This window comes from Paraflavisolibacter caeni (genome assembly GCF_025628885.1).
Lineage (GTDB): Bacteria > Bacteroidota > Bacteroidia > Chitinophagales > Chitinophagaceae > Flavisolibacter > Flavisolibacter caeni.
In genome coordinates this window covers 14,177-38,795 of record NZ_JAOTIF010000008.1, presented here as the reverse complement: position 1 = coordinate 38,795, position 24,619 = coordinate 14,177, and the positions used below count along the sequence as shown (strand labels likewise).

At 38.0% G+C, this 24,619-nt stretch carries 16 protein-coding genes; 9 read left to right on the top strand and 7 right to left on the bottom strand.

Features of this window, described 5'->3' with window-relative positions:
- Positions 1–20: 20 nt before the first annotated feature.
- From OCK74_RS12015 to OCK74_RS12000, 4 genes are read left to right on the top strand one after another with little or no spacing between them, the layout of a single operon-like run.
- Positions 21–764 carry an FHA domain-containing protein gene (locus OCK74_RS12015; RefSeq protein WP_279297289.1) on the top strand — a complete coding sequence of 248 codons (744 nt, stop codon included), beginning with the start codon at positions 21–23 and terminating at the stop codon, positions 762–764.
- 24 nt (positions 765–788) lie between these two features.
- On the top strand, positions 789–2,480 hold the full coding sequence (locus tag OCK74_RS12010) for a hypothetical protein (protein ID WP_279297288.1): 1,692 nt from the start codon (positions 789–791) through the stop codon (positions 2,478–2,480).
- Positions 2,481–2,498: 18 nt separating this feature from the next.
- Positions 2,499–3,263, top strand: coding sequence for an FHA domain-containing protein (locus tag OCK74_RS12005; protein ID WP_279297287.1), 765 nt, complete (start codon positions 2,499–2,501; stop codon positions 3,261–3,263).
- Between the two features lie 49 nt (positions 3,264–3,312).
- Entirely contained in the window at positions 3,313–4,641 is a 1,329-nt protein-coding gene (locus tag OCK74_RS12000) for a PP2C family protein-serine/threonine phosphatase (protein WP_279297286.1), read from the top strand.
- An 80-nt stretch (positions 4,642–4,721) separates the two neighbouring features.
- Here the strand turns inward: OCK74_RS12000 and OCK74_RS11995 are convergent, their stop codons facing one another.
- Together OCK74_RS11995 and OCK74_RS11990 are read right to left on the bottom strand one after the other, a co-directional pair.
- Complete coding sequence (locus tag OCK74_RS11995) at positions 4,722–5,144, bottom strand: hypothetical protein (RefSeq protein ID WP_279297285.1); 423 nt, start codon at positions 5,142–5,144, stop codon at positions 4,722–4,724.
- Positions 5,145–5,399: 255 nt separating this feature from the next.
- Positions 5,400–8,420 carry a ligand-binding sensor domain-containing protein gene (locus tag OCK74_RS11990; protein WP_279297284.1) on the bottom strand — a complete coding sequence of 1,007 codons (3,021 nt, stop codon included), beginning with the start codon at positions 8,418–8,420 and terminating at the stop codon, positions 5,400–5,402.
- Here OCK74_RS11990 and OCK74_RS11985 point away from each other — a divergent pair.
- On the top strand, positions 8,412–10,127 hold the full coding sequence (locus tag OCK74_RS11985) for a clostripain-related cysteine peptidase (protein WP_279297283.1): 1,716 nt from the start codon (positions 8,412–8,414) through the stop codon (positions 10,125–10,127). The genes OCK74_RS11990 and OCK74_RS11985 overlap by 9 nt on opposite strands.
- 37 nt (positions 10,128–10,164) lie before the next feature.
- Here OCK74_RS11985 and OCK74_RS11980 read toward each other — a convergent pair whose 3' ends face one another.
- The 5 genes from OCK74_RS11980 to OCK74_RS11960 all read right to left on the bottom strand — a co-directional run bounded on the left by OCK74_RS11980 (position 10,165) and on the right by OCK74_RS11960 (position 13,276).
- Positions 10,165–10,548, bottom strand: coding sequence for a hypothetical protein (locus tag OCK74_RS11980; protein ID WP_279297282.1), 384 nt, complete (start codon positions 10,546–10,548; stop codon positions 10,165–10,167).
- Positions 10,549–10,698: 150 nt separating this feature from the next.
- Positions 10,699–11,355, bottom strand: a complete 657-nt coding sequence (locus OCK74_RS11975) for a response regulator (protein WP_279297281.1) — start codon at positions 11,353–11,355, stop codon at positions 10,699–10,701.
- Positions 11,355–11,993: a sensor histidine kinase gene (locus tag OCK74_RS11970; protein ID WP_279297280.1), complete on the bottom strand. Its 639-nt coding sequence runs from the start codon at positions 11,991–11,993 to the stop codon at positions 11,355–11,357. The genes OCK74_RS11975 and OCK74_RS11970 overlap by 1 nt, the downstream gene beginning before the upstream one ends.
- A gap of 481 nt (positions 11,994–12,474) precedes the next feature.
- The gene (locus tag OCK74_RS11965; protein WP_279297427.1) at positions 12,475–12,678 is read right to left on the bottom strand and encodes a hypothetical protein; all 204 of its coding nucleotides are present in this window, start codon (positions 12,676–12,678) and stop codon (positions 12,475–12,477) included.
- Positions 12,679–12,967: 289 nt separating this feature from the next.
- Entirely contained in the window at positions 12,968–13,276 is a 309-nt protein-coding gene (locus OCK74_RS11960) for a hypothetical protein (RefSeq protein WP_279297279.1), read from the bottom strand.
- A 494-nt stretch (positions 13,277–13,770) separates the two neighbouring features.
- On the opposite strand from OCK74_RS11960, the gene OCK74_RS11955 reads away from it, so the two are divergent.
- The 4 genes from OCK74_RS11955 to OCK74_RS11940 all read left to right on the top strand — a co-directional run bounded on the left by OCK74_RS11955 (position 13,771) and on the right by OCK74_RS11940 (position 24,607).
- Positions 13,771–16,161, top strand: a complete 2,391-nt coding sequence (locus OCK74_RS11955) for a Nal1-like putative serine protease (protein WP_279297278.1) — start codon at positions 13,771–13,773, stop codon at positions 16,159–16,161.
- A gap of 679 nt (positions 16,162–16,840) precedes the next feature.
- Complete coding sequence (locus OCK74_RS11950) at positions 16,841–18,682, top strand: SIR2 family protein (protein WP_279297277.1); 1,842 nt, start codon at positions 16,841–16,843, stop codon at positions 18,680–18,682.
- 159 nt (positions 18,683–18,841) lie between these two features.
- Positions 18,842–23,677 carry a RecQ family ATP-dependent DNA helicase gene (locus OCK74_RS11945; RefSeq protein ID WP_279297276.1) on the top strand — a complete coding sequence of 1,612 codons (4,836 nt, stop codon included), beginning with the start codon at positions 18,842–18,844 and terminating at the stop codon, positions 23,675–23,677.
- A gap of 15 nt (positions 23,678–23,692) precedes the next feature.
- A complete protein-coding gene (locus tag OCK74_RS11940; RefSeq protein WP_279297275.1) occupies positions 23,693–24,607 on the top strand; it encodes a restriction endonuclease in 915 nt (304 codons plus the stop codon).
- Positions 24,608–24,619 lie beyond the last annotated feature (12 nt).

The window sequence follows — 24,619 nt, the reverse complement described above, 5'->3', positions numbered from 1 at the left end:
GCTTTACAAACGACACGTCTATGAAGGATGCTTCTTTTATAGAATCTACTTATAAGGTTGGCAGAGTGACTGGCAACGACATTGTTATCAATGTGCCAACCTTATCTGCTCATCATGCGGTTGTTTCGTGTTTATCTGATGATATTTTCCTGATTGAAGACCAAAATTCTCTGAATGGTACTTTTCACAACGGATTCAGAATCAAACGAGCTGTTTGCAACCGGAAGGATGTCATTTTTTTAGCAAATGCGAGGTTTGACCTGAACAATTATTTCCCCCGCCACCAGATACAGCAGGAGCTTAGAGAAAAGTTTGATATACCCAATCAAGCATCACCAGCTCCTGCTAAGAAAGATCCGAATGATTATACATCAGAGTTTGCCAAACTGGAACTGGTTTATAGGTCCTACAATGAGATCCGGTGTAGCCTACAGGGAAAAGGACAGCTTAAGATGAACGTCCTGAGAGCTGCCCCGGGAGCTGCATTGGGTCTTTTGTTAACATTTATTTTACCGCATGTCGGAGTTCCCTTACTAACACAATTTGCTGGCTATGGATATTCTGTAGGCAGTTCCATTGGAGGCATGCTGGGAATATTTATTTCCAATTCGGCAAACAATCAAGAAAAGATCATAGCGCTGGATGAGCAATTTAAAATGAATTATATATGTCCCAAATGCAAAACCTTCCCTGGTTTTATACCATGGAAAAGTCTGGCTCTAAAAAAATGCTGTGACCGTTGTAAAGCCATTTGGGTTTTATAAACTAATCAAATAAAAAATATTACAATGGAAAAAAATACCACTTCTGCAAACGAGGATGCCAAAAACATTCCTCATGTTTCGAACCAAAATCTCAATCATCCTCCAAATAAGAGTCAGCCCAGAGATGAACGTACAATGGCTGTTTCTGCACCTTCGATGGTTCAACAATATGTACCCAAGTCAAATCAACCACCATCCTCTCCCATCACTGCTGTTCCTCAAAATCCTTTCTTTGAGCTTTCAAAGTCGGATGAGAAAAAAATACAGAAGAAACGGATCCTGTCGGGAGTCATTGCCGGAGGAGCCTTGTTGGGAAGCGCCCTGTTAACCAGTTCTTTCTTGAAGAAGAAAAAAGATGGAGATGTCCTCACGCCAGTAGTGCCGACGGAAACTGGTGCGACCGATCTAAGTACTTCTAATGGTTCAGGACAACAAAAGCAGGTTGTTGTATCAACAAATCATAAGGTATCAGATATTCCTACTGATGATCTGAGTCAGGAGCAGGCAAGAGAAGTGGCCAAAGCAGATATCGGAGAGGGTTTTTTTAAACATCAGGGTGTTATTTTTTCAACCATAACAGAGAATGAGTGGCTAGCCATGAGTGATCAGGAAAAAGCAGAGTTCTTAAACGGATTTACTATCAATGATAACCCGCATGCAGAAGAACCAATAATAATAGGGGACCAGGAATATTCCCTGGTATATCCGATGCTGAGCGAGATTGAAGATATGAAGATATTGAGGGATAATGAAACTGGTGATATTTATTATGCAGACACTCAAAACAACATTCACTACTTGGATAATGTCTCTCAAAACCAATATGGTGACCTTGTGCGGACAGATCCTGTGACGGGGGAAGTGACACAGTTCAATCCATCGGTGATCCTGGAGAATGTAAATGATGGCAGAATAGATGTCAGTATTTACCCTTCAGATGTAGAGATCATCAATGACCAGACCCCTATTGAACAGGCAACATGGTTGAGTACATCTTATGAAGAAGCCAATGGCGAATACAATACAGTAACATCCGGATGGGATATTGACGGGGATGGTATAGTCGATAAAGTACAACAGATCGTTAATGAATACCCTGACGGGACTGTTATCCTTTGTGATGATATGGGTCAGGAGATCATCAATGATCCCTTTATTCCGACAGAGTTACCGGTTGATCCTTCTAATCCTGTAGCCGATCCGGTTGCTGCAGAACAAACGGACTTTGAGCCAGCAAAAGATCCGCTAGCCAGTACTCCGGCTACGGGGACTAGTGAAAGCTCAGAACAGGATATCTTAAATGAAAAGATAAGAGCCGCAGCCCAGGAGGCAGGTATCGATGGGATCAATAAGATCAAAGTTCATGAAACAGATGATGGCTTTGATGTGAAGGTCAAGGGTGAAGATGGTGAAAAGTTTAAGGTTCATTTCAACCACGACGATCTGCAACATTACGGAGCGAATAATCCTGCGACTGACCAGTATCTACAAAAGGAAGGAGAGGATCTGGATCCATATTCTAATGAAGAAATACAAGATGCAGGATCTGGAAGCGAAGCGCCAACTGAACCTGGTAATAGTCCGGAGGTATTTTATACTTCAGCGTCTAATGAAGAGCACATTCCTTATGGGCAATCAGAGAATACTGATTTGGATGGTCAAAACGCTAACCTGTTTGATCATTCGTACCAGGATCCACCCAATACTGATATCTAAATACGTAAAATCATTTACATGGAAATCTTTTGCGGCCGATGTAAAAAGCACTTTGAGTGTAAAGAGGATATGATTTTAGAAAAGAGCAATTCTTTGCTTTACCTGAAATGTCCTTACTGTCAAAAGGTGCTAACCCATCAGAAGGATGCCTCTGTTCCCTTTTTTATCCCGACAATTGTGCGGCAACAATTATACGACCTCGGATACAGTAGGTGGGATGTTGATAACATGACACCACAAACAGCCCAGGAAATCATTCAAAAGCGACTTTGCAAATCCAGAGGCGAGTCTAAGCAGGAAAGTCTATCTGCTGAAGAACGAGGTCAACTTGCGCATGAAATAGTAGGCTGGCTGATCGTTCACGATGAGCAAACAAAGCCACAGACCCTGGAACTCAAGCCAGGACATAATTACATTGGGCGAAAGTCAGAGTCCAAGCCTGTACCATTGGGTATAGAAACTGATGATCTTGCAATGAGTCGCTGGCATTGTGATATTGAAGTGACGTACAATGATAAGCTAAATGATTATGATTTTATCATTCATGATATGCAAAGCAGGAATGGAACGATTCTCAATGGCAGGGTCCAGAGAAAGCTTCATGAGAAGGATTTGATCTATTTGAATAATAACGACACTTTTCAATTAGGTATCACGAAAATTGCTTTCCGCAAAAATTCAGGAATCCAAAAAAAGGAAAAAGTTGTGAAAGAGGTGTTGGACAGTCCATACCAGCCTACTTTAGTGGTCAGCAAGGATAAAATTGAGCATTTATACAAGTGAACAGTAACGTAGAACTGTTACGATTCTATGAACATTTAACTCAAACATCATGTTACAAGCAATCAACGCCTATTGCCTCAATGAAGTAGGAGGCAGGGATCAAAATGAGGATTCTGTATGGCCTGATAAATACCAGGCTGATATTAATACCCGTCTTTTCATGGTATGTGACGGCGTAGGTGGCAGCAGCCAGGGTGAAGTCGCTTCTAGGCTTTGTACTGAAGGATTTGCTGAATACTTTGAAAAACATCTCCTGGCCGGGCAGAAGCCCAATACCAGTTTTGTGGAGATGGCCAGGCAGTTCGCAATGATGCGTTTTAAGCACTACATAGAAAGTCATCCCCAGGCTGAGAGCATGAGCACCACACTAACGCTTGCATATCTGAATGAAAAGAGCATTTTTATCGCTTGGTGTGGCGACAGCCGGATCTATCAGATCAGGGATGGGCAAATTGTATATCAGTCTGAGGACCATTCTTTATTGAATGAGATGATTCGGCGTGGTGAGCTTTCCCCCGAAGACGCACAAAGTTTTTCAAATAAGAATATCATCCTGCGTGCGTTACAATATCGAAAGCCATATTCTGCTATAGAAACCGCAGAACTCACAGATATACGGACGGGTGATTACCTGCTGCTTTGCTCAGATGGATTACTGGAAAACATCACGCCGCAAGTCATCAAACAAATCCTGGGAAGTAGACAAAAGAAAGATCCAACTGAACTTTTTCATCAATATTGTTACAGGCAAACAAAGGATAATTATTCAATGTATCTGATCGAATTGGGAGGTAAAGCTTTTACCGGAATGAAAAGCATAGGAAAAAAGAAATATGTGCCTATATTACTTGCAGGTTTAGCGGGTCTTTGTATTTCCCCGCTTATGAATTGGACAAGTAACCTTTTTGAACCACATGAACAAACAAACCCCAAACCGGCATCTCCCATTGAACAAGAGCACAACAATGCAGTCGTGAATACGGCCTCACCTTCCAAAGAGAACAGGGAGATGAATAATCCTGTTTCAAGTAAGAGCTCCGGTGCATCAACTTATAAAATTGAGAACATAGCAAAAGATCATAGAAAAGACACAAAAAGAGATTCTCTAATCATCCAAAGAAACAAAGTAAGCTCCTCTACAATGCAGAAGCAAAATGATACGCCAAATAACAATCATGGTCATGAAACTAATGCTATTACAAGAAAACGGGTAGACTGGCCCGATTCGAACAAGTTGCAGGAAACAAAGCTGGGTAAAATAAAAGAAGACGTGAAGAAAGAAAGAATTTCAGATGCTAAAGAGCATCCAGATGTAAAAAAGGAGAGCATTGAAAAACAGGTGGAAAGTTATAAGAGGGACTCTACTTTTCTAAACTGAGAGGTACGCCTTTACTTATAGATCACAGATAAAATAACAAAAAGAGGCCCGCACTAGAGCGGGCTTTCTTAGCTTATCGTTCAATTCCTTCGTGTTAGATAACCAGAACCCTGCAGACTCCATACATTATTATCTTCATCCTGCTTAATGTTATTTACCTGTCTTGACCACACAACATATAATTTCTCATCGTTGACATAGGAAAGCATATAGGTTTGGGTTTCGCTCCAGACTTCACTATTGTTCATCCAGAAATACAAGAAATTATTCTTGTTTGATCCATACCTGGCCATGATCGGTGCTACAGGTTCCCATCCGTTCGTATCATTATCGTAAAAGTACTGAGTGATATAGTTGTCTTTGATGGAAATACGTACCCAGAGATCATCGTTACTACCGAGGACGCTAATCTTACCTGACCAATCGCCGTTGAATTTATACGATTGTGCGGATAAACTGGTAAATAGCATGAAGCCTAACAGGCTCAGGAATAAATGTTTCATGATTATTGATTTAAAAGTTAAGTGAATGAACTATCCTGGTTCAGAGGGTAGCTATATAAGAGTATTCAAGAGATACGGTAAACAACATTATAAGAATGTTTTATCCGGAATGTATTAGTATGATCTTTCTAGCAAGATATGCGTTGATGAAAGTTGTTACAATGGGAAATAACTCTTTTGAATACGGGAAAATTCCCTTTAGCAGGAATGCAGAGTTGATTTATGCGGAGAGATGAAAAACTGGTTGAAGTAAATTCACTTCTTTTCAATCTTTACCAATGTACCATTACCTAAAGAAGAAATAATTTCTACTTGATAACCAATTTGCTGTGCACGATGAAAAAGATTTTTCAATCCATTTCCTTCTGAGTTAATACTGCTATCAAACCCCTTTCCATCATCTTTAATCAGGAGCGTTCTTTTATTCTTATGCTGTAGAAAAAGTAGATCTATATTTTTACAATTTGCATATTTAATGCTATTGTTAATGATCTCTTTGGACATCAATAACAGATTTCTTTTCTCTGGTTTAGTTAATAACTGATCATCACTATCTACTTTTACTTCACTTCTGAAATTGGTATCATTTGCCCTAGTAATCGGAATTGCAAACTTTTCAATTCTATCAATCAGCTCACTTACCGTGTCTTTTGAGTCATCCAAGACCCAGATCATATCCCTTAGACCAGTTGTTGCTTCTGTCAACGAGTATTCGATCTGAACCCAATATTCTTCTTTGTTTGTATTACGCTTGGCTAAATGCGTTAGCACTTTTATAGTATTAAGAGTACTCCCAATATCGTCATGTAAATCACTGGATATGTTCTTACGAATAAGGTGCTGTTGTTTAATCTGGCTAATACGATAGCGGTAAAAGACATAGAATAGTGCACCTACGGCAAAAAGAACAGCTATTTTAAAAAATAAAGTCTGGTACCATTTAGGCTCAATAATAAGGATCAATTGTCTTGGATCACTCCAATATCCGTCTTCATTGGCAGCTTTGACTTCCAGTGTATAGGTACCTGGTGACAAGCCGATAAGGTTAATAAAATTCTGACTTCCCTGATTTATCCATGATGCATCTTTCTCTTTTATCCTATATTGATAAACAACACGGTTAGGATTGATATAATTTAAACCAATAAAAGAAATGTTTATTTGAAGCCAATTGTTAGGAACTCTCAAATAATTCATTTTAAAATTAAAAGTATCAATGCTCCGGCTTCCTGTTCCTGTCTTATTCTTTATATGGTAGTTCACATTTGTATAATAGAAAGTAGGGATAACTTTATTCAAACTAAATTTAGAAGGATCAATCACTGTAAAGCCATTTACCCCACCAGCATATATCAACCCATCTTTAGCCAATCCACACACTTCTTCAAATCCATTAGCGTGCAATCCATCTTCTTCAAAGAAACTTTTAAATTTATAATTATTAATATCCAAAACAGATAAGCCATTATTACTTGTTATAAGTAAGTTCTTATTGGAAAGGTTATAGATTTGGTATACTCCATCATTTGACAGGCCATTTGAAGTACTAAAAACTTTTATGATTTTATAAGAAGAGTCTAATTGAAGTATTCCAGAACCATAAGATGTAATCCAGTAATATCCTCCTGCTTCACACATATCAAAAAACAACTTGAAGTGCAATTGTGTATTCTTATCAATGAGCAATAGCTCTTTCTTCCTTTTAAGGTTTTCTGATAAAACACTAATTACATTATCAGAAAGCACCCAAATATCACCCTTTGAATTCCTGTATATGTTATTAACAATATTTGACGAAAGACCGTTTTCACCTGGACCCTGTTCCATTTTTCTGACAGTTTTCCTTGAGGGGTTCCATATTAAAATGCCATTATTATTTTCTGAACCAAGGATCACTAAAGTATCATTTATGAATAAATGGCTGTTTATAGCTACTGAAGAATAGGAAGAAAATTCAGGATAAATTTCTGCAATAGGAACTAATTTACCATTATTGAAAATAAACATTCCATCAGGCCGGGAAACATGTATCAATCCTTTTTGATCCTGATATATGTGATGATATAAATGGCCGGTATCAAACTTTGTATACTTGTAAGATTCTTTGCTTATATGGACAATCCCATTTCTTAGACCGGCAAGAATATCACCATTCCGTAGAGGATAAATTGATCTTACATGATCTAACTTAATATTATTTCTATTATCATAGTTATAGCGTTGAAAAGGATTGATATTACCTGAAACGAAAGCTAGTCCCTCCTGACATCCAAGCCAAATGTTATCTTCGGAATCAATTAATATACTTTGTACTGCATTTAACCAATCAGTTTCTCCCAGCCGACTAGCTTCCTCTAGTACTACATAGTTGGTCAATGTAACATCAAATCTAAACAGCTTGCTAAATCCTGAAATGAGTACATTGCCCTTTTTTTCTAAAGCAATTGACTCAATGCTACTTGTATTTAATACAGGCAGACTTTGACAAGGATAATTATCAACCTTAACATCGTAAAGAGGCGTATAGGAGACTTTTCTTAATCCCTGGTTTGTAGCAAAAAGAAATGCCCCTTTTATTGAGATATAGTTAAGAAACCGAATTTCATTGCTTTTTAGGTGATCATTTAATTCTGATAACCTAATTTCCTTTATAACTTTTTTTGTAAACCCATCATAAATGACAATTCCATACCGATCATAACAAGCCCAAATTTTACCATTTTCATCTTTGGCTAATGAGCGAACGGCAAAACCTATTGAACTTTCTTGTTTTTCAGGGAGTAAAGGGCTTAGTTCGAACTTCTTCTTTGGAATATCATAGATCTTAATGCCTGTAGATGTACCAATCCATATCTCATCCTTGTTTTTCAGCATTGATATATTCCAGTCATCATTATTTGTATACGGAATTCGTGCTGAAACTTTTACGTCACCAGTAATAGAATTGATTGCGTTTATACCCACTTCACCAGGTAACACCCAAATAAGGTTCTGGCTCGTATCTTCAATTAATTCTCTAACATCTGTTCCAGATATTTTATTTTTTTCAGGAGAGCTCTTTGTATAGTTTATAATTGACTTTCCGTCGAACTTGTTTAAGCCATCCTGTGTGCCGGCCCAAATAAAACCCCATTTATCCTGAATAACTTTTCGTATGTTATAACTACTTAATCCGTTTTTTTGGGTAAATTTCCTAACAGGAACAGTTACTCTTCCCTGGGAGTATACAACGAAGCTCAACAGTAGTAAAAAAATAAAATTTATACTATGTCTCATCAAGGAAAAAAATGGGTGATCGTATTTCTAATATATGCAGATTTTAGAATAGATAAGACATTTCCTATGAATGAGGAAATGAAAATAGAACTTGATCTAATGCTCAGAGAAATTTTAACTACTCCTATCAATACCGGAAATGCCCGTTTATATGTAATCCTTAATGGAATTAAATACAAAGTACAGGAAAGCCAAGGAGTACAGATTGAAAATAGAACTCTCTTATATGAAATTATAAACCCTGAAAGAAAATCAATAAATCAATTCGGGTGTTTTCAAATTATTGAAAACATTGTTTATGAACCAGGAAAGCCAAATCCAAATAATGTACAAAACCCAGAGAAACTTAAGCGAATTTTAGAGAAAATAAAAGTAATGGAGAAAGAGGAAGTCGTCTTAATTACATGGGATCATGGTTCTGCTTTTGGAATATTTAGAGAAGAAATTTCAAAACCTCCGACGACAATAAGGAAACCGATTTATCAAGAACTTGATAACTATCCATATCTGAAGGCTTTTTGGGAAAGGGCAATGGAAGAAAGAAGTTTTAGTGATACAATAAATAAGGAAAGGGAAAATAGGGGTGATATAATTATTCAAAGTGGATATGATTTATTTAAACTCTCACTTAAAGAGGACACTCAAAACATCTTTGCTAACTTGTTATATAATATTGAAATTGATAATTTCATAGAGGTCAAAAAGAATGAAATGGAACCTTCTAAATTAGTCTTTAACAAAGAAAAATATTTCAGATCAAATGGTTTAGAAAGACATGATTTTAATATTGAGGAAATGAATCAGGAGTTCTTATTGGAGGAAAATGTAACAGAAATTCTTAAAAATGATGAATTAGCAGAGTCTCTAAGCGATTGGTTAGGTAATAAAAAGGTTGGAGTATTATTAATGATGAACTGTTGGATGATGAACTTACATACAATGTATAGTTTAAGAAAAAGCGTACAATGTCTCATTGCTCCACAGGGCAATATTGCAATTCCTGGTTATAATTATCGAGGCATTCTACGCTACCTTTATAAACCACTTAGTCCTTTCAGGACAAATCAGGCGCTAGCAATAAAATGTGTAAAAACATGTGAAAACAAATATGCTAAAAAAAGAGAAGAGAAAATACATAAAAAGTTAACACAGGTTCATGAAAAAATTGATTCTTGGAAAATCATAGCAATTGACTTACAAAAAGAACAAGATGAGCAATTCTTGTTTGATAAACAAATTACTTTATTGAAATGTATAGTTGAAAGTTTAATTTCTGAAATTAATTCCGCTTCAGAATTCAAATACATGTTCAAATATATTAGATCTGTATCTTTTGATTACACTTCCGGAAAAAGCCGCATGATAGATATTATCAATTGGCTCTTAAGCATACGACATTCAGATCTAAATAGCTTTCCTTCTAAACTCACTGCAACAATAAAACATGAAATCATGAAACTAAAAAATATCACTGTCGGAGATATGAATAATTTACCTATAGTCTTAGCTAAGTCAAAAGGTAAATCTATCTTCAATAATGGAAGTGCTAGTATTAGATTGGAACCAACTGGATATAGTATTTTTTTTCCAGAAAAAAAGATTGATAATGATCCAAACTTAATACATAATATCCGAAGTGATCTTTTTTTAACCGAGTTTCTTACTAATTGGAATACTTTTCTGAATAATATTGATTCTGGCATTTAATATGCCTTAAAGTAATCAAAATACTTTATGGTTTTCACTATTCAAAAAAAGTATTCCCGTGCTCACCTTTTTGTCCACCGGTTAATATTTGTATATCTTGAGAACGCGATTCTATAATTATTGCAGGCTGTAGGCCACCATCTTCAATTATACTAAGAAATAGCTCCTTAAAACGCCCTTCATTAAAGTTGGGGTCATTAAACTTTAGCACACCACATCGATCAAATCTAATTGGGCCAGGACCGACCTGAACAGCATCAGGATTTACTTCAAAAGGCATTGACAAGTTCATTACTACAGTATCATCCTTTCTTGTAAATGTAAGTTCAGCAGCATTAACATTAATTGTAACTCTGACACTTTCATTTAAAGCAAACTCATTCCTATTTAATCTGTCTTTATATGTGATATCGTTTGGCATACGTTATTTTTTTTAATTTTAAAATGTATATTATCAATTATAGTCAAGTTTTTTGATAAAAATAATTTTTGAGGAAAGATGAGTTACATGCATAGTTACTTGAAAAGTAAATAAATCATTTTTAAAGTATAAACACTAAATTCATAATTTTTATACTTCACATTCATCTAAAGAAATAATCCCTCTCCTTATTCCTTCCAGCACCATTCCTACTCTACTCTGAACGTTTAACTTGATAAATAAGCTCTCCCGGTAGCCATCAATGGTCCTTTCCGCTAAGTTCAGTTTAGCTGCAATTTGTTTGTATGTAAGATCACTACAAGCCAACTTTAAAAAAGCCTTTTCTTTTTCCGTAATAGATAAAGCTTCCTGTTCATGTGCTTTTTTAATCAACCTTCGGTAATTCACATTTACAGCATCTGCATTATAATAGCCTCTGTTATAGATTTCCATTAAAGCCTTTTCCAGTTCTTCCGGGTGAATATCTTTTAATAAATAAGCGCAACAACCTGACTTGATCATATTAATGATGGTAGTATCATCATCCTTCATTGATAATGCAACCATTTTAATTTCAGGATATTTATCTGCAATTACTTTTGCAGCTTCAATACCATTCATAACAGGCATATTTACGTCCAATAATAATATATCAGGTCTGTCTTTGGCCAACTCCAGCTTATGTTGAAGGTCTTTACCATTCAGAGATTCCACTGTTACATTACAATTTGGAAAGCTATTAACAAGCACGCTTAATGATTTTAGGAACAATTGGTGATCATCTGCTATGCCTATTTTAACAGTCATTAGCTTTCTTTTTTAACTGGTAATGTAATTATGATCTCTCTGCCTCCCATTATTCCCGAAGGCCAAACAATTACACCTCCTATCAGCTTTAAATAATATTCTATTTTCTTTATACTTTTCTTTGGTATTAATAGTATACGGAAAGGCGTTCCGCCATCTCTTATTGTTACTTTTACATGCTTGTTATATATATCAAGTAAAATTTCATCTTGCTTTGAATGTTCAATATTGCTTTTGATTACCTCTATTATTACATTAAAAAGGATCAATTGTATATGTTGCAAAAGGGGTAAGGATGTTGTAGAAACGGTGAATGTGACATGTGCCTTTTTCCAATGGTTAAAACGCTCTATTTCCCCTTTCAGACTTTCTATCAAACTAAAATTATCAAAACAACGGTCATCTAATGAATTGGATAGGGAATGAAGCTCTTGAATAGCCATAGTTAACGTTCCCTGGGTTGTTTTTATTATATCTGATATAGGATACAAATCCCTATTAGTCACTCCTAACAGCATTTTTATACTGCTAAGTAATTGGCTTATGTTATCGTCTATTTCGCTCCGTAATACACTTAATTTATATTGTTGTATTTCAATTTGTGACGAAAGCAAACCTATCTTCAATTCTTCTCTCATTCAGAATTAGAAATTAAATTAATATAAATAAACCATAAAACCAAATTCTCTTTTTGTAAGCACAATATTGAAAATATATTTAGCATTATAACCGGGAATTTTCCCCTTTTTACGATGCTGGTTACTCCATATTTTACGAGGTGTAAGATCAAACAAGTAAACATTTTTCGGATATTCAGCCAGGATAGATTAGGTGGTTTTGAAGCCTGTTCCTGAAAACATAGAGGTAAATGTTCCTGACAATTTCTTAGTGCACCTTCCAAAAAAGAAACAAATTTTCAATGCATAAGCTCATCCATTGCTTAAGCTAAATTTATTTCTCAACTAATTTCCAGGAGTGGAAAAAACATTGAACGTTGTTCTTCTTCAAATTTGGTGGAAGCTTAACTAGAATCAAAGAAGAGTCGTTTGCGCAGGAGTTCAATACTGGCCCGCCCATACATTTTCCATTCGATGGTCTTTAGTTTATTGATCTGACCCTTCACCTGTCCATTGCTCCAGGGCATTGTCGCTGCATTTTTACTGCTTCAAAATCACTTACCAGCCCTTTAACAAAACTTCGCAACTCCTTAATGCCGGTAGCAACTACCTGCTTGAACCACCTTTTCAACAAGCCTGCTTTTTGTTTTCCATTATTTCCTTGAACTGAGTAGGCAAAAGTGCAGTTGTTTTGATCTTTGGCCATTTGCTGTAAAGATTCGCTACCAGCATTTGTTCACTTTTTGATAACAGCTCCTTTCTACGTAACTGCAAGTAAGCGATTCTGGAAGATAAAAGATACCAGGAAGCCTAAGTTTTGCATTGCGGGGAGCTTTGTTGACATACTCCTGTAAATGCAGGCAGAACTACGTCCCCCATTGTAACCTCTTTGTTTGATTTCTCTATAAAGGTGCACCAGTGGGATGTTCGGTTCTTCTTTCAATCTTCTTCGGATGTAAACATCAAAGCAGGCAATGTTTACCTGAAGCAAAGATCTACGTCAGGGTAGTTTGTGCAAGTGTAGGTATTTTCTTATAGTATGACGGCTCATATGCAGTGCTCTGGCCATGGCTTTGATGGCCACACCCTGACTTTGAAATCTTTTGATTTGCTTCAACTGCTTTTGTCGTAAAGTGTAGTTCACAGTATTTGCCTTGAGCAGTTTCTTTTTTCTTTTGCTTTTTGTAAGCTCGCTGAAGTCTTTGTGTTTCCTTTATCAGGGCATGCTTCAGGAACTGGTAGTTACGTTCTACTAACTGCTGCAGACCATCAAAATGGTTTTTCTGCTGGTGCCAGCGGTCCACTACCTACCGGACACCAGGAAGGACTGCATTAATGGCATTGCCGTAATTGAAGTAACTGTCCCTACTCAGGAGCCCTATAGAATACAGAAGATCGGAATTTGGCCATTTTTCGATAGTTCAAAGAAGCAATGCCGTGGTAAAGACATATAGGAAGTGGTGTACAAAGATGGTGGTGAGAGATGTGCTGTATTGATACCTGAGTAATCATTGAACGTATCGTAAACTATAATATTAATATCGGCTGCTCACCATTGAAACAAAAGGGCTTCAGTGAAGCAATAAATTTATTTTCCAACTTTGTTTTCAAATAAACAGGTCCGATTCAATCAGTTGTGAATTTGTTTATCCGAATAAAAATTGGTTCTGCATGTTGTTGTTTTGAAAATTGAAAAATAAAATTTAAGTTTAACGTAATATCTCGCTGGACGACTATTTTCCTACCTTCTTGTATTATTTGCCTAAACGCAATTATTTCAGATTCAAAATGAATGGATATGCAAAATAAAACTAACAGCCGTTATAATTTCAGCAGTCTTTCGATTAAAGATTTAATCGAGGCAAGAGACACTTTTCACGCACACTTGATTAACAAAAGAAATGTTGTAGCAACGGCCATTGGGCGATACCTGATTAGAGAGGAAGATATCGATATGAACGGTAGCTACCGGCCTTTGCATAGCGGTTCAAAAAGAACTATAGAAAACAGTTGTGTCATAGATATATCCTGGCCGTGTATTCTCGTATTTGTTAATAAATGGGAAGACGACGCAGATTTAATCAAACAAGGAGCTAGCAACATCGTTCCGAGGTCCGTCTTTATGCCGGATGGGCGGGTAGTTCCCATCTGTGTTGTTGAAGCGCCACAAAATAATACTGGAAGTAACTTGGTAAACTTTGATAAACTCATTTTCCCAACCAATTTGGTTGGCGGGGGATTTCCTGTTATTGTCAATGTTCAAGGAAGTGACCATGTAGCGACGGTGGCTTGCCTGGTTACAGATGGGCATTCATATTTTGCACTGACTAATAAGCACGTAACGGGGGAGAGTGCTGAAGAAATAGAAACACTGTTTGGCAACAAACCAATCGTTATAGGTATCAGCAGCGGAAAAGCTATAAGCAAGGCTGAGTTTGCAAGGTGGTATCCAGAATGGGCGGTTAAAAATATGCAAGTTAATTGCGACGTTGGCCTCATTAAAGTTTCCGATATCAATCGGTGGAAAACAGCAATTTTGGAGATTGGCGAATTGGATGAACTTTACGATCTAAACACATTCAATCTTGATCTGTCATTGATTGCAACCTATACATTTAAGAATGGTGAGGATAAAAAAGAAAAATTGCCCGCAGGAAATGGCTTGGTGCGGGGATACGGTGCTATTTCCCATTTAACGGAAGGCCAAATACTTGCCCTTTTTTACCGGTATAAGTCTGTTGGGGGCGTTGAGTATGTGAGTGACTTTTTAATTGGTGGTCGTAATGGCCAAACACTTCGTGTTGACTATGGGGATAGTGGCATGCTGTGGTTACTTGAAACAATAGACGAAAATAACAAACCAAAATTGCAACCATTTGCCTTACATTGGGGCCAGCACCAATTCTTTGTAGGTAATCAAAAGAAACATTTCAGTTACTCAATGTCTACTGCACTTAGCAACATTTGCCGTGAACTTGATGTGGAACTTGTTCGGGGCTGTAACGTAGCCCTTGATTACTCGTGGGGTAAGGTGGGCCATTATTCGGTTGGTAGCTTGGCCATTGATTGTATCCTGAATGAAAATCTTGCAGCTTTAATGAGAGCCAACATCAACAATATCAGTTTTCAATCAAGGAAAATTACCCGAGACTTGGCTGCTAAAGACAATCCAGACCTCTCCAAAAATCCGGACGAAGGTTTTTGTCCTTTAGCAGATGTGCCAGATATTATTTGGAAGCAATCAAAGTCATATATCGATAAAGAAGGGAATCCAAAAGGTTTTGAATGGGGACGCAAAGGTGATGAAAACCCCAATCACTATGCTGATGCAGATTATGTTACAGAGAACGGCAATTTATATGATTTTTGTCCCACGGCTGCAGACCTAACTGTACAGACTTGGCAGCATTATTATAATGAGGTAGATAAAGCAATGGGACATACACCTGATGCGCGTGAAAAAAAGAAACGAGGTCTTCTTTGCTTCAGGGTATGGCAGATATTTGATTACATGGTAGCTGCATTGAAAAACCGTGAACATGACAAGTTTATTTTCGGCGCTGGAGTATTGGCGCACTATGTTGGTGATGCCTGTCAGCCCTTACATAGCTCTTTTATGAGCGACGGTGATCCTGCTGACAATGAAACCATAATGTATACCCCTCCACGTGGCGGCTCGCGTCATCCCAAAGGCATACCGTACGAAAAGATTATAAACCCGGGAAACGGTGTACACGTAGCTTATGAAGATAACATGATAGATGACTTTATTCACGTCATGCTTCCAAAGATTAAGGAAATAATCAATGATAATGAAAGCAGGATCATGCAGGAGCTATTAATACCGATTGGAAATGGTCAGGAAGCAGGTTTTGCGGTCCTGCAGTTGATGAAGGTTACGCAAACTGACATTAATCCAAAAGACATAGTTGAAGTGTATAAAAAAGCTAAGGGGCACCAAAACATCGCCAAGGAGTTGCATGATGAATTTGGCGAACTAACGGTAGAATGTATGGCAAGGGGGTGCCGGGTTTTGGCTGCAATTTGGAATGCTGCTTGGGATGTATCACAAACTACAAGTGAGTATAAACGGTCTATTTCTCAAGATAAACTAATTGCACTTTATCGAAATCCGGACGAGTTGCCCTCATTACATTTAGATACTATTGAAAATATACTGGTCAAATAAAAAGAGCTATAGACCTAACGCTCAATTACCAAAAAACTTTATATCAAAAAGAGAAGAGTTAATCGGCACACTGGAGTCAAAACTATCCAGTATACTTTAAATTGGAAAACGTTTTCAGAAATTTCCAAGGGGCTATTCATCGATTCTTCCCAACTCAGGACGGCAACAGATGTATGAGATGAATGTAAGAGAACTGGAAACTATAAAAAATGAGATTTTTAATCTGATTGAGCTAATTAATGTACTGCAAAAAGAAGATACAACTACAAACATCGAAAATAAGTTCCTTTAATAGAATGTCTTCCAAAAAATCAACAGTGTTTTGATCGCTTTCAAAGTCGAAATTCTTCCAAGCTTCAGGATCAGGAAAGAAGAATATTTTAAGGGCTTTTTTAGACATTGACTTACATGCCAACGTATTTCCCTATAGGAAAGTTTCAGATTATACAACCAAGCTATTTGAAATTGCAGAAATATATTGTAAATTTAATGTATGTATTAACAAGCTTCAAAAATAATTGGTGCTACCCTAAGGAAAAGATTTGGTATGGCAACTTTCTTCTGAACTGAGACTTAATATAGTTCACTTATGCAAAGAGATCTGTAATAATATAATTATTACAGATTTCTAGATTATAAAAGATGTAAAAAAAGCTATTACTATTAAAGATAATAATATATGAGTCTTGAATTTAAAGATGTAGTCTCTCATATTGCTGCTCTTTACCGACAAGGCATTTTAGTTCCATTTATTGGTTCTGGCATGAGTCGCCCTACTTGCACTGATTGGACCCAGTTTATAAAAAAGATTGCAAAAGAAGCAGGTATTGCCATACCGAAAGCATTAGAGGAAAATAAAAGAGTAGAGGCATATGAGTTATACCGAATTGCAGATATTGCAGTAACAGCTTTGCGGGCACTTGATTATGAAAGTCGTGCGGTTAAATATCGTAATGCTCTAAAAGCGTGTGACTCAAAGGAAAAAGATGAACCTAAAATTCCAATCCAAACAAAGGCACTTGCTAAACTCTTTTGGCCATTGGTGTTAACAACAAATTATGATGATCTTTATTGGAGCGCTGCCACTATAGATGAAACTAATAAAGAGTTTCCGCGTAAAAGACCATATCCCGTAGTAATGGGCAGGAGCCTTGAAGACTGTCATCAAGTTCTACGTTCTCTCGATGAAGATTCATACCCAATACTCTGGACTCTTCAAGGATTTTTAGGAGGTCAGGTCGAAAAGCCTGAAGAAATAATAAGAGATCCAGATAGACGCAGATTGCTAATCAATCAACTGGTTGTTGGCCATCAACAATATCAAAGAGCTATTAATGCTGATGAACACTTTAGGCGAGCCTTTTCCGAGGTATTCCGCCGTCGCTCCCTTCTGTTTATAGGATCTGGAATCTTAGAAGATTACTTAGTGAATCTATTTAGTGAAATTATTTATCATCATGGTTCTGGACCGTATCCGCATTTTGCTTTGGTAGATCAGAAGGAAAGAGAACGCTTTGATTCATCATTTCTACAAGCGCGATTAGGAATTATTCCAGTTTTTTATAACAATCATAATGAAATTCCTCAATATCTCGATGCATTGGCAAACCAAGTAAGGTATTGGCCAAGTACTGAAAATTCAATTGATATTCTATCCCAAGGGATCGTACATTTTAGCGAAATTGGCTATACAGTAGCTGCTAATACGCAAACCGATGAGCCAATTCCCTTTAAGGTTATCCTAAATAAGTCGAGGTTGCCATTACCAGAAAACAACAATAAGGAGTGTTCGGTTGTGAGCGTTGGCCGTGAGAATAATTCCCCTAAAGAAGGTGCTCAGGCAGAATCTTTCTTGAAGAAAGCAAAAGAAGCAAATTTATTCGAGAGCTCTTCTGATTGGATTCCCCTGGATAAGCGGCCCTCCTATGTTTTCCGTTATGGCAAGGCTCCAATATTTGCTATCGCAGCACGAAGACGTGATTTAAGAGGATATCATCATGATCGACGTGATCTATCAATAATTCCCGAGGCTATATGTGCAGGTTTGGTTCAAATTGATAATGCAAAGTTTGAAATAGTTCATTTAGGGCCGATCGCGTCAGGACGAAGTAGACCATGGCACCCAATTCATCCTTTTGCTCAAACTATTCGTGGAATAAAACTTTTCTTAAATAACAATGTTGTAAAGAATATTAGGCTGATAAACATTTATGTTGTAGATCAATCTGTCTGGTATCCAATTATTTCAAGGAAAGTGCCTATAGCTGAATTACTTTCTTCAGAGCTCTCTACAAATAGAATAGAGTTGAAAGACACTGAAGGGAATACAGAGAGCTTTTCAATAACACTGAAAGAATCGCCTACACTCAAAGAGTTATTAGAGCTTTGTAAACTGGAACGTGTTAGATGGAAGATAGATATTCGTCCAAAGCCAACAGATGAGAAAGATATAGGGGAGCCTAGCGATGATTTAGTAATCACACCAACTATGACTCTTGTTCTAACTGCAAAAGTAAATTGATAATGTAAGCATACCTCTTTTTCGGTCAGTTTGTAGGTAGAGTTTTGTTAACTGAAATTCTCACTTATGCAATAAAATATTTTATTACATTAGCAAAACCCTGAATCACCCCACAACTCATTGATTCAGAACGAAGTCGCCTAACCGAACTAACCGCCAATGAAAACTGTTGCTTTTTTTGATCTGGAAACAATCCCAAAGACCAGCCAAATCTCAGATATTGGCTGCCTAAAAGCCGACGGCGCTACTTTCCACGACATCTCCGTACCCAAGTTCCTCGAATTCATAAACGGCAGCGATTTCATCTGCGGGCACAACATCTTCAGGCACGACCTTGTTTACCTCCAGCAACACACGGGCAACAATACCTTTGGCATCAACAATGCCATTGATACCCTTTTTCTTTCTCCGCTGCTCTTCCCTTCATACCCGTACCACGGCTTGTTGAAGGACGATAAACTGCAATCGGAAGAAAGAAACAACCCTGTAAACGATTCCAAAAAAGCGAGAGATCTCTTTTACGATGAAGTGGCAGCTTTCAACAAGCTCTCCCAACCCCTTCAAACCATCTACTTCAACCTGTTGCACCAGCAAACCGAATTTTCCTGCTTCTTCTCATTCCTCAACTACGCAAACCCCATTTCTAGCCACGAACTGGAAAGCCTCATCTGCTCAACATTTGAAAATAAGATTTGTCAAAACGCAGATCTCGGAAATCTCATCGCAAAAAGCCCTGTCTCGTTAGCCTATTGCCTAGCCTTGATCAATGTTTCTAACAGGAACTCCATTACACCTTCCTGGGTATTGCATTCATTCCCGGATGTGGACCGGATCATGTTCCTGCTCAAAAACAATCCATGTATTACTGGATGTTCCTACTGCGATGCAGCCTTAGATCCTGTCAAAGCATTAAACCGGTATTTCAATCATACCTCCTTTCGCTCCTATGATGGCAAACCATTGCAGGAAAATGCAGTACGAGCAGCCATAAACAACAAATCTTTACTGGCAGTATTCCCAACAGGAGGAGGTAAGTCCATTACGTTTCAGATTCCGGCCCTCATGAGTGGAGAGAATGCCAGGGCCCTCACTGTAGTCATTTCTCCCTTGCAATCTTTAATGAAAGACCAGGTAGATAATCTAATAGGGAAAGATATAAATGACGCCGTCACCATCAATGGGCTGCTTGATCCTGTTGCACGTCAAAACGCCATAGAGCGCATAGAAGGGATAGAGAAAGATACTGCCATTGCCAACATTTTGTATATATCGCCCGAGTCACTGAGGTCTGCTACCATAGAGCGCCTCTTACTGGGAAGAAAGATAGCCCGTTTCGTCATTGACGAAGCGCACTGTTTTTCCTCCTGGGGACAGGATTTCCGGGTAGATTACCTCTATATCGCAGAATTCATTAAAAACTTACAGGAAAAGAAAGGACTCAAAGAGAAGATACCGGTATCGTGCTTCACGGCCACAGCCAAACAAAAAGTAATCGAAGACATTCGCACCTATTTCAAAGAAAACCTCGAACTGGATCTGGAAATATTCAGAGCCAGCGCTTCCCGTACCAACCTGCACTACAAGGTATTTCCTAAGGAAAGCGATGAAGAAAAGTATGCCGAAGTGCGGCGGCTGCTTGATGAAAAGCAGTGCCCAACCATCATATACGTATCCCGTACCAAAAGGGCCTACCAGCTCGCAAAGCGATTGTGCGATGATGGCTTTAATGCCAAACCCTACCATGGCAAGATGGACAAAGATGAAAAGATAGAGAACCAGGAAGCTTTTATAAAAGGAGATGTGGAAATTATGGTGGCTACATCCGCCTTTGGTATGGGCGTGGATAAGGACAATGTGGGTATGGTCATCCATTATGAAATATCCGACTCTCTGGAAAACTATGTGCAGGAGGCAGGCCGGGCAGGACGGAAGGAAACCATAGTAGCAGACTGTTATGTGCTGTTTAATGAAGAAGATCTGGACAAGCACTTTATCCTGCTCAACCAGACAAAGCTGAATTGTAAAGAAATCAACCAGATCTGGAAAGCAATTAAAGAACTGGCGAAGACAAAAGATAGGGTAACCAATTCTGCCTTGGAAATAGCAAGGAAAGCTGGTTGGGATGATAACATTAAAGATGTTGAGACAAGGGTGATCACCGCCATTGCAGCCCTTGAAGATGCTCGTTATATAAAAAGAGGACAGAACAAACCCCGGGTGTATGCCGATAGTATCCTGGCAAAGACTGCGCAGGAGGCAATTGAAAAGATCAAAGTTTCTGCAAAGTTCAATGATGAGGAAAAGGTAAGAGCCGAAAGGATCATCAAAAAGCTGTTTTCCAGTAAGAGCAAGCGGCTGGCAACAGAAGAAATAGCAGAATCCAGGATAGATTATATCTCCGATCACCTGGGCATAGACAATAAAGAAGTAATCAAAATTGTCAACCTCCTGAGTGATGAAAAGATCCTTGCAGGAGCTAAAGACCTAACCGCCTTTATTCGAAAAGGAGAGAACAGCAACCGTTCATTAGCTGTTGTAGAAAAATACCGGATGCTCGAAGAGTTTTTCTTCAAGACACTGAAAGACGGAGAAGAAGCTACTTACAATTTAAAAGAGATCAACGAACAGGCCAGCGAAAGCGGTTGTAAAGATGTATCACTCAATAAAATAAAAACGCTGCTCAACTTCTGGACTGTCAAGAACTGGATCAAAAAGGAACCACTTGAATACACTAAAAATCTGATTCAAATAATAGTTCTCAGTGCAAAAGATGAACTTAAAGATAAAATGGCCAAGAGGCATTTCTTAGCCCGTTTTATTATTGAATATCTGTACCAAAAGATCAATGACCTGAAAGATTCAAAAATAGACGCAGATGAAGTGCTCATTGAGTTTTCAGAGTTAGAATTGAAAGAGGCTGCAGAGAAAGGATCTGGCCTGTTTAGCATGAAAGTTTCCCTCGACGATATAGAGGATACCCTGTTTTACCTGTCCAGGATAGAAGCAATTAAAATTGAGGGTGGCTTCCTGGTGGTATACAATAAGTTGGAAATTAAAAAATTGCAACAGAATAATAGGATCCAGTACAAGGACTCCGACTACCAGAAGTTGTCCCAGTTTTACCAAAGTAAGGTGCATCAAATTCATATAGTAGGTGAATATGCCAAAAAGATGATTCAGGACTACAAAGACGCCCTGCAATTTGTAGATGATTATTTCCGACTAAACTATACCTCGTTCCTGAATAAATATTTCCCAGGCAAAGAAAGGCAGGAGGAAATCGGAAGAACCATGACGCCTGCAAAGTTCCGGCAGTTGATCCTCGATCTTTCTCCTGCACAACAGAAGATCATTCTGGATAAAACCAACAAGCCTATAGTAGTAGCCGCCGGTCCGGGCAGTGGCAAAACCCGTGTACTGGTCCACAAATTAGCCTCCTTACTCTTAATGGAAGATGTAAAACACGAACAGTTGTTGATGCTTACATTCTCCAGGGCTGCTGCCACAGAATTCAAGAAACGCCTGCTAGCGTTAATTGGAAACGCTGCCAATTTCGTCGACATCAAAACCTTCCATTCCTTCTGTTTTGACCTGTTAGGTAAAGTAGGCAACCTGACTCAGTCAGATTCAATTATCCGGACAGCAATTGAAAAAATAAAGAGTGGAGATATTGAGCCAAGTAAAATCACACGCACCGTATTAGTGATCGATGAAGCTCAGGATATGAATCTCGATGAGTACAACCTTGTACAAACCTTAATTGAGCAGAACGAGGATTTGCGTATGATCCTGGTGGGTGATGACGATCAGAATATATTTGGATTTCGTGGGGCAAGCTCAAAGTATATGCAGCAGTTAATTGAGGCTGGCGCTGTAAAGTACGAGTTAACAACAAACTATCGCTGCAAAGCCAATTTAGTAGACCTGGCGAATCAATGGGCAACAAGACTGCCCAACCGGTTAAAGGATCAGCCTATAGCTCCTCACAAGCCTGGTGAAACAGGGAATATAAAGATTGTTCAATATGCTTCAGATCATTTGATCGCCCCACTGGTTGACGATATAAATGCCACCGGTCTTGCAGGATCTACTTGTGTACTTACCCAAACAAACGATGAAGCAGCACAGCTAACCGGGCTCCTCCTGAAGCAAGGCTATACGGCCCGTCTCATTCAAAGTAATGATAACTTTAAGCTGTATCATTTGAGCGAGCTGCGTTTTTTTACAAATATGGTAAACCAGCAGCAAGAAAATAATCCTGTCATAAATGACGAAGATTGGGAAGAAGCCAAAAACAAATTGAACAAGGAGTTCAAAGAAAGCAACAAGTTGGAGTGGTGTCGGTATATCATTGAAGATTTTGAGCGCATAAACCCAGCCAGTAAGTATAAGAGCGACTGGAAGGCTTTTCTGATGGAGTCAAAGTTTGAGGATTTCGTGCGCATTACGGGTGATGTCATTATTGTCTCTACCATACACAAAGCCAAGGGTAAGGAGTTTGATAATACGTTTTTACTGCTCAATAAGTTTGACATTGCTCCGGATGAAAGTAAGCGTCAGCTGTATGTTGCGTTAACAAGAGCAAAATCCAACCTTGCTATTCATTATACTGGCACTTATTTGCAGGGTTTCCTTGTAAATAATCTTACCTATACAAAAGATAATTTCCATTATCCGTCTGTCAATGCCATTACCTTGTTACTAACACATCACGATGTGAAGCTTGGTTATTTTGAATTTGTACAACACAGGTTAGCTCATTTACGGAGCGGCCATATGTTGAATATTACACCTGAAGGGTTAACCAATAGCAAAGGCGAGACTGTTCTTCAATTCTCAAAGCCTTTTTTGGAAAAGATAAATAGCTTGGCAAGTAATGGCTATAAGATATCAGAAGCTAAAGTGAATTTTATTGTTTATTGGTATAACCTTGAAAAAGATAAAGAAGTAAAAGTTTTACTACCAGAGTTAACACTTGATTTTAAAACGTGTTGATAAAACAGATATAACATGAAAGAACTGAATGATGTATCACCTTCCAGAGCTGTTGCTATAAAAACAATTTCTGAGGCATTTAAGATATTGAAAGAAGAAGGAGGGCAACTTTCTGGAAAAGAAGTATTGGATAAAATTAGTAAGCGTGTCCAATTCTCTGACTGGGAAAAAGGCATTTTGGAAAAAACTGGAAATATTCGATGGCAATCTATTCTACACTTTTATACAATTGATTGTATAAAAGCCGGATATCTTAGAAAAACGAAAGGTATTTGGTATATCACACCAGAAGGAGAGCAAGCTTTTAAAAAGTTTAGTCCTGTAGAGTTTTTAGGATCAGCTACTGTAGCATACCGTAAGTGGAAAGCGGAAAGTAAACAAGTTAGCAAAACAGAGGATGCCGAAATAGAATTGGAAGAAAGTGGCGAACAGGTCCAAAAAGCAAATTTGGATCAGTTAGAAGAGCAGGCAATTGCAGGCATCAAAGACTTTATCAATCAAAAGAATCCTTATGAGTTTCAAGATTTAGTGGCTGCATTATTACGAGCAATGAATTATTATACTCCTTTTGTTTCACCGAAAGGGAAAGATGGCGGTATTGATATAATTGCATATCAAGACCCTTTGGGAGTACAGACCCCGCGATTGAAAGTACAAGTAAAGCATTACCCACAAAATCCAATTGCAGCGGATGCGATACGAAGTTTGAAAGGATTAATCAATAGCGGAGAAGAGGTGGGCCTATTTGTCACTAGTGGCCGTTTTAGTCCTGAGGCAGAGCGCTTTGCCCGAGAGGCAAACGTTCATATTAAGCTGATTGATGGAGATGAACTCATTTCCTTATGGCAGCAGTTTTATAATGAGATGAATGATGAAGATAAAAATTTGCTGCCTTTGCATCCGGTTTACTTTTTAGGAAGCAATGAATAATACATAAATCAA

Bases quoted from the DNA above. Each gene is read 5' to 3' on its own strand.
- OCK74_RS12015 (WP_279297289.1), top strand. From the start codon at position 21: ATGAAGGATGCTTCTTTTATAGAATCTACTTATAAGGTTGGCAGAGTG.
- OCK74_RS12010 (WP_279297288.1), top strand. From the start codon at position 789: ATGGAAAAAAATACCACTTCTGCAAACGAGGATGCCAAAAACATTCCT.
- OCK74_RS12005 (WP_279297287.1), top strand. From the start codon at position 2,499: ATGGAAATCTTTTGCGGCCGATGTAAAAAGCACTTTGAGTGTAAAGAG.
- OCK74_RS12000 (WP_279297286.1), top strand. From the start codon at position 3,313: ATGTTACAAGCAATCAACGCCTATTGCCTCAATGAAGTAGGAGGCAGG.
- OCK74_RS11995 (WP_279297285.1), bottom strand. From the start codon at position 5,144: ATGAAACATTTATTCCTGAGCCTGTTAGGCTTCATGCTATTTACCAGT.
- OCK74_RS11985 (WP_279297283.1), top strand. From the start codon at position 8,412: ATGTCTCATCAAGGAAAAAAATGGGTGATCGTATTTCTAATATATGCA.
- OCK74_RS11990 (WP_279297284.1), bottom strand. From the start codon at position 8,420: ATGAGACATAGTATAAATTTTATTTTTTTACTACTGTTGAGCTTCGTT.
- OCK74_RS11980 (WP_279297282.1), bottom strand. From the start codon at position 10,548: ATGCCAAACGATATCACATATAAAGACAGATTAAATAGGAATGAGTTT.
- OCK74_RS11975 (WP_279297281.1), bottom strand. From the start codon at position 11,355: ATGACTGTTAAAATAGGCATAGCAGATGATCACCAATTGTTCCTAAAA.
- OCK74_RS11970 (WP_279297280.1), bottom strand. From the start codon at position 11,993: ATGAGAGAAGAATTGAAGATAGGTTTGCTTTCGTCACAAATTGAAATA.
- OCK74_RS11965 (WP_279297427.1), bottom strand. From the start codon at position 12,678: ATGGCCAAAGATCAAAACAACTGCACTTTTGCCTACTCAGTTCAAGGA.
- OCK74_RS11955 (WP_279297278.1), top strand. From the start codon at position 13,771: ATGCAAAATAAAACTAACAGCCGTTATAATTTCAGCAGTCTTTCGATT.
- OCK74_RS11950 (WP_279297277.1), top strand. From the start codon at position 16,841: ATGAGTCTTGAATTTAAAGATGTAGTCTCTCATATTGCTGCTCTTTAC.
- OCK74_RS11945 (WP_279297276.1), top strand. From the start codon at position 18,842: ATGAAAACTGTTGCTTTTTTTGATCTGGAAACAATCCCAAAGACCAGC.
- OCK74_RS11940 (WP_279297275.1), top strand. From the start codon at position 23,693: ATGAAAGAACTGAATGATGTATCACCTTCCAGAGCTGTTGCTATAAAA.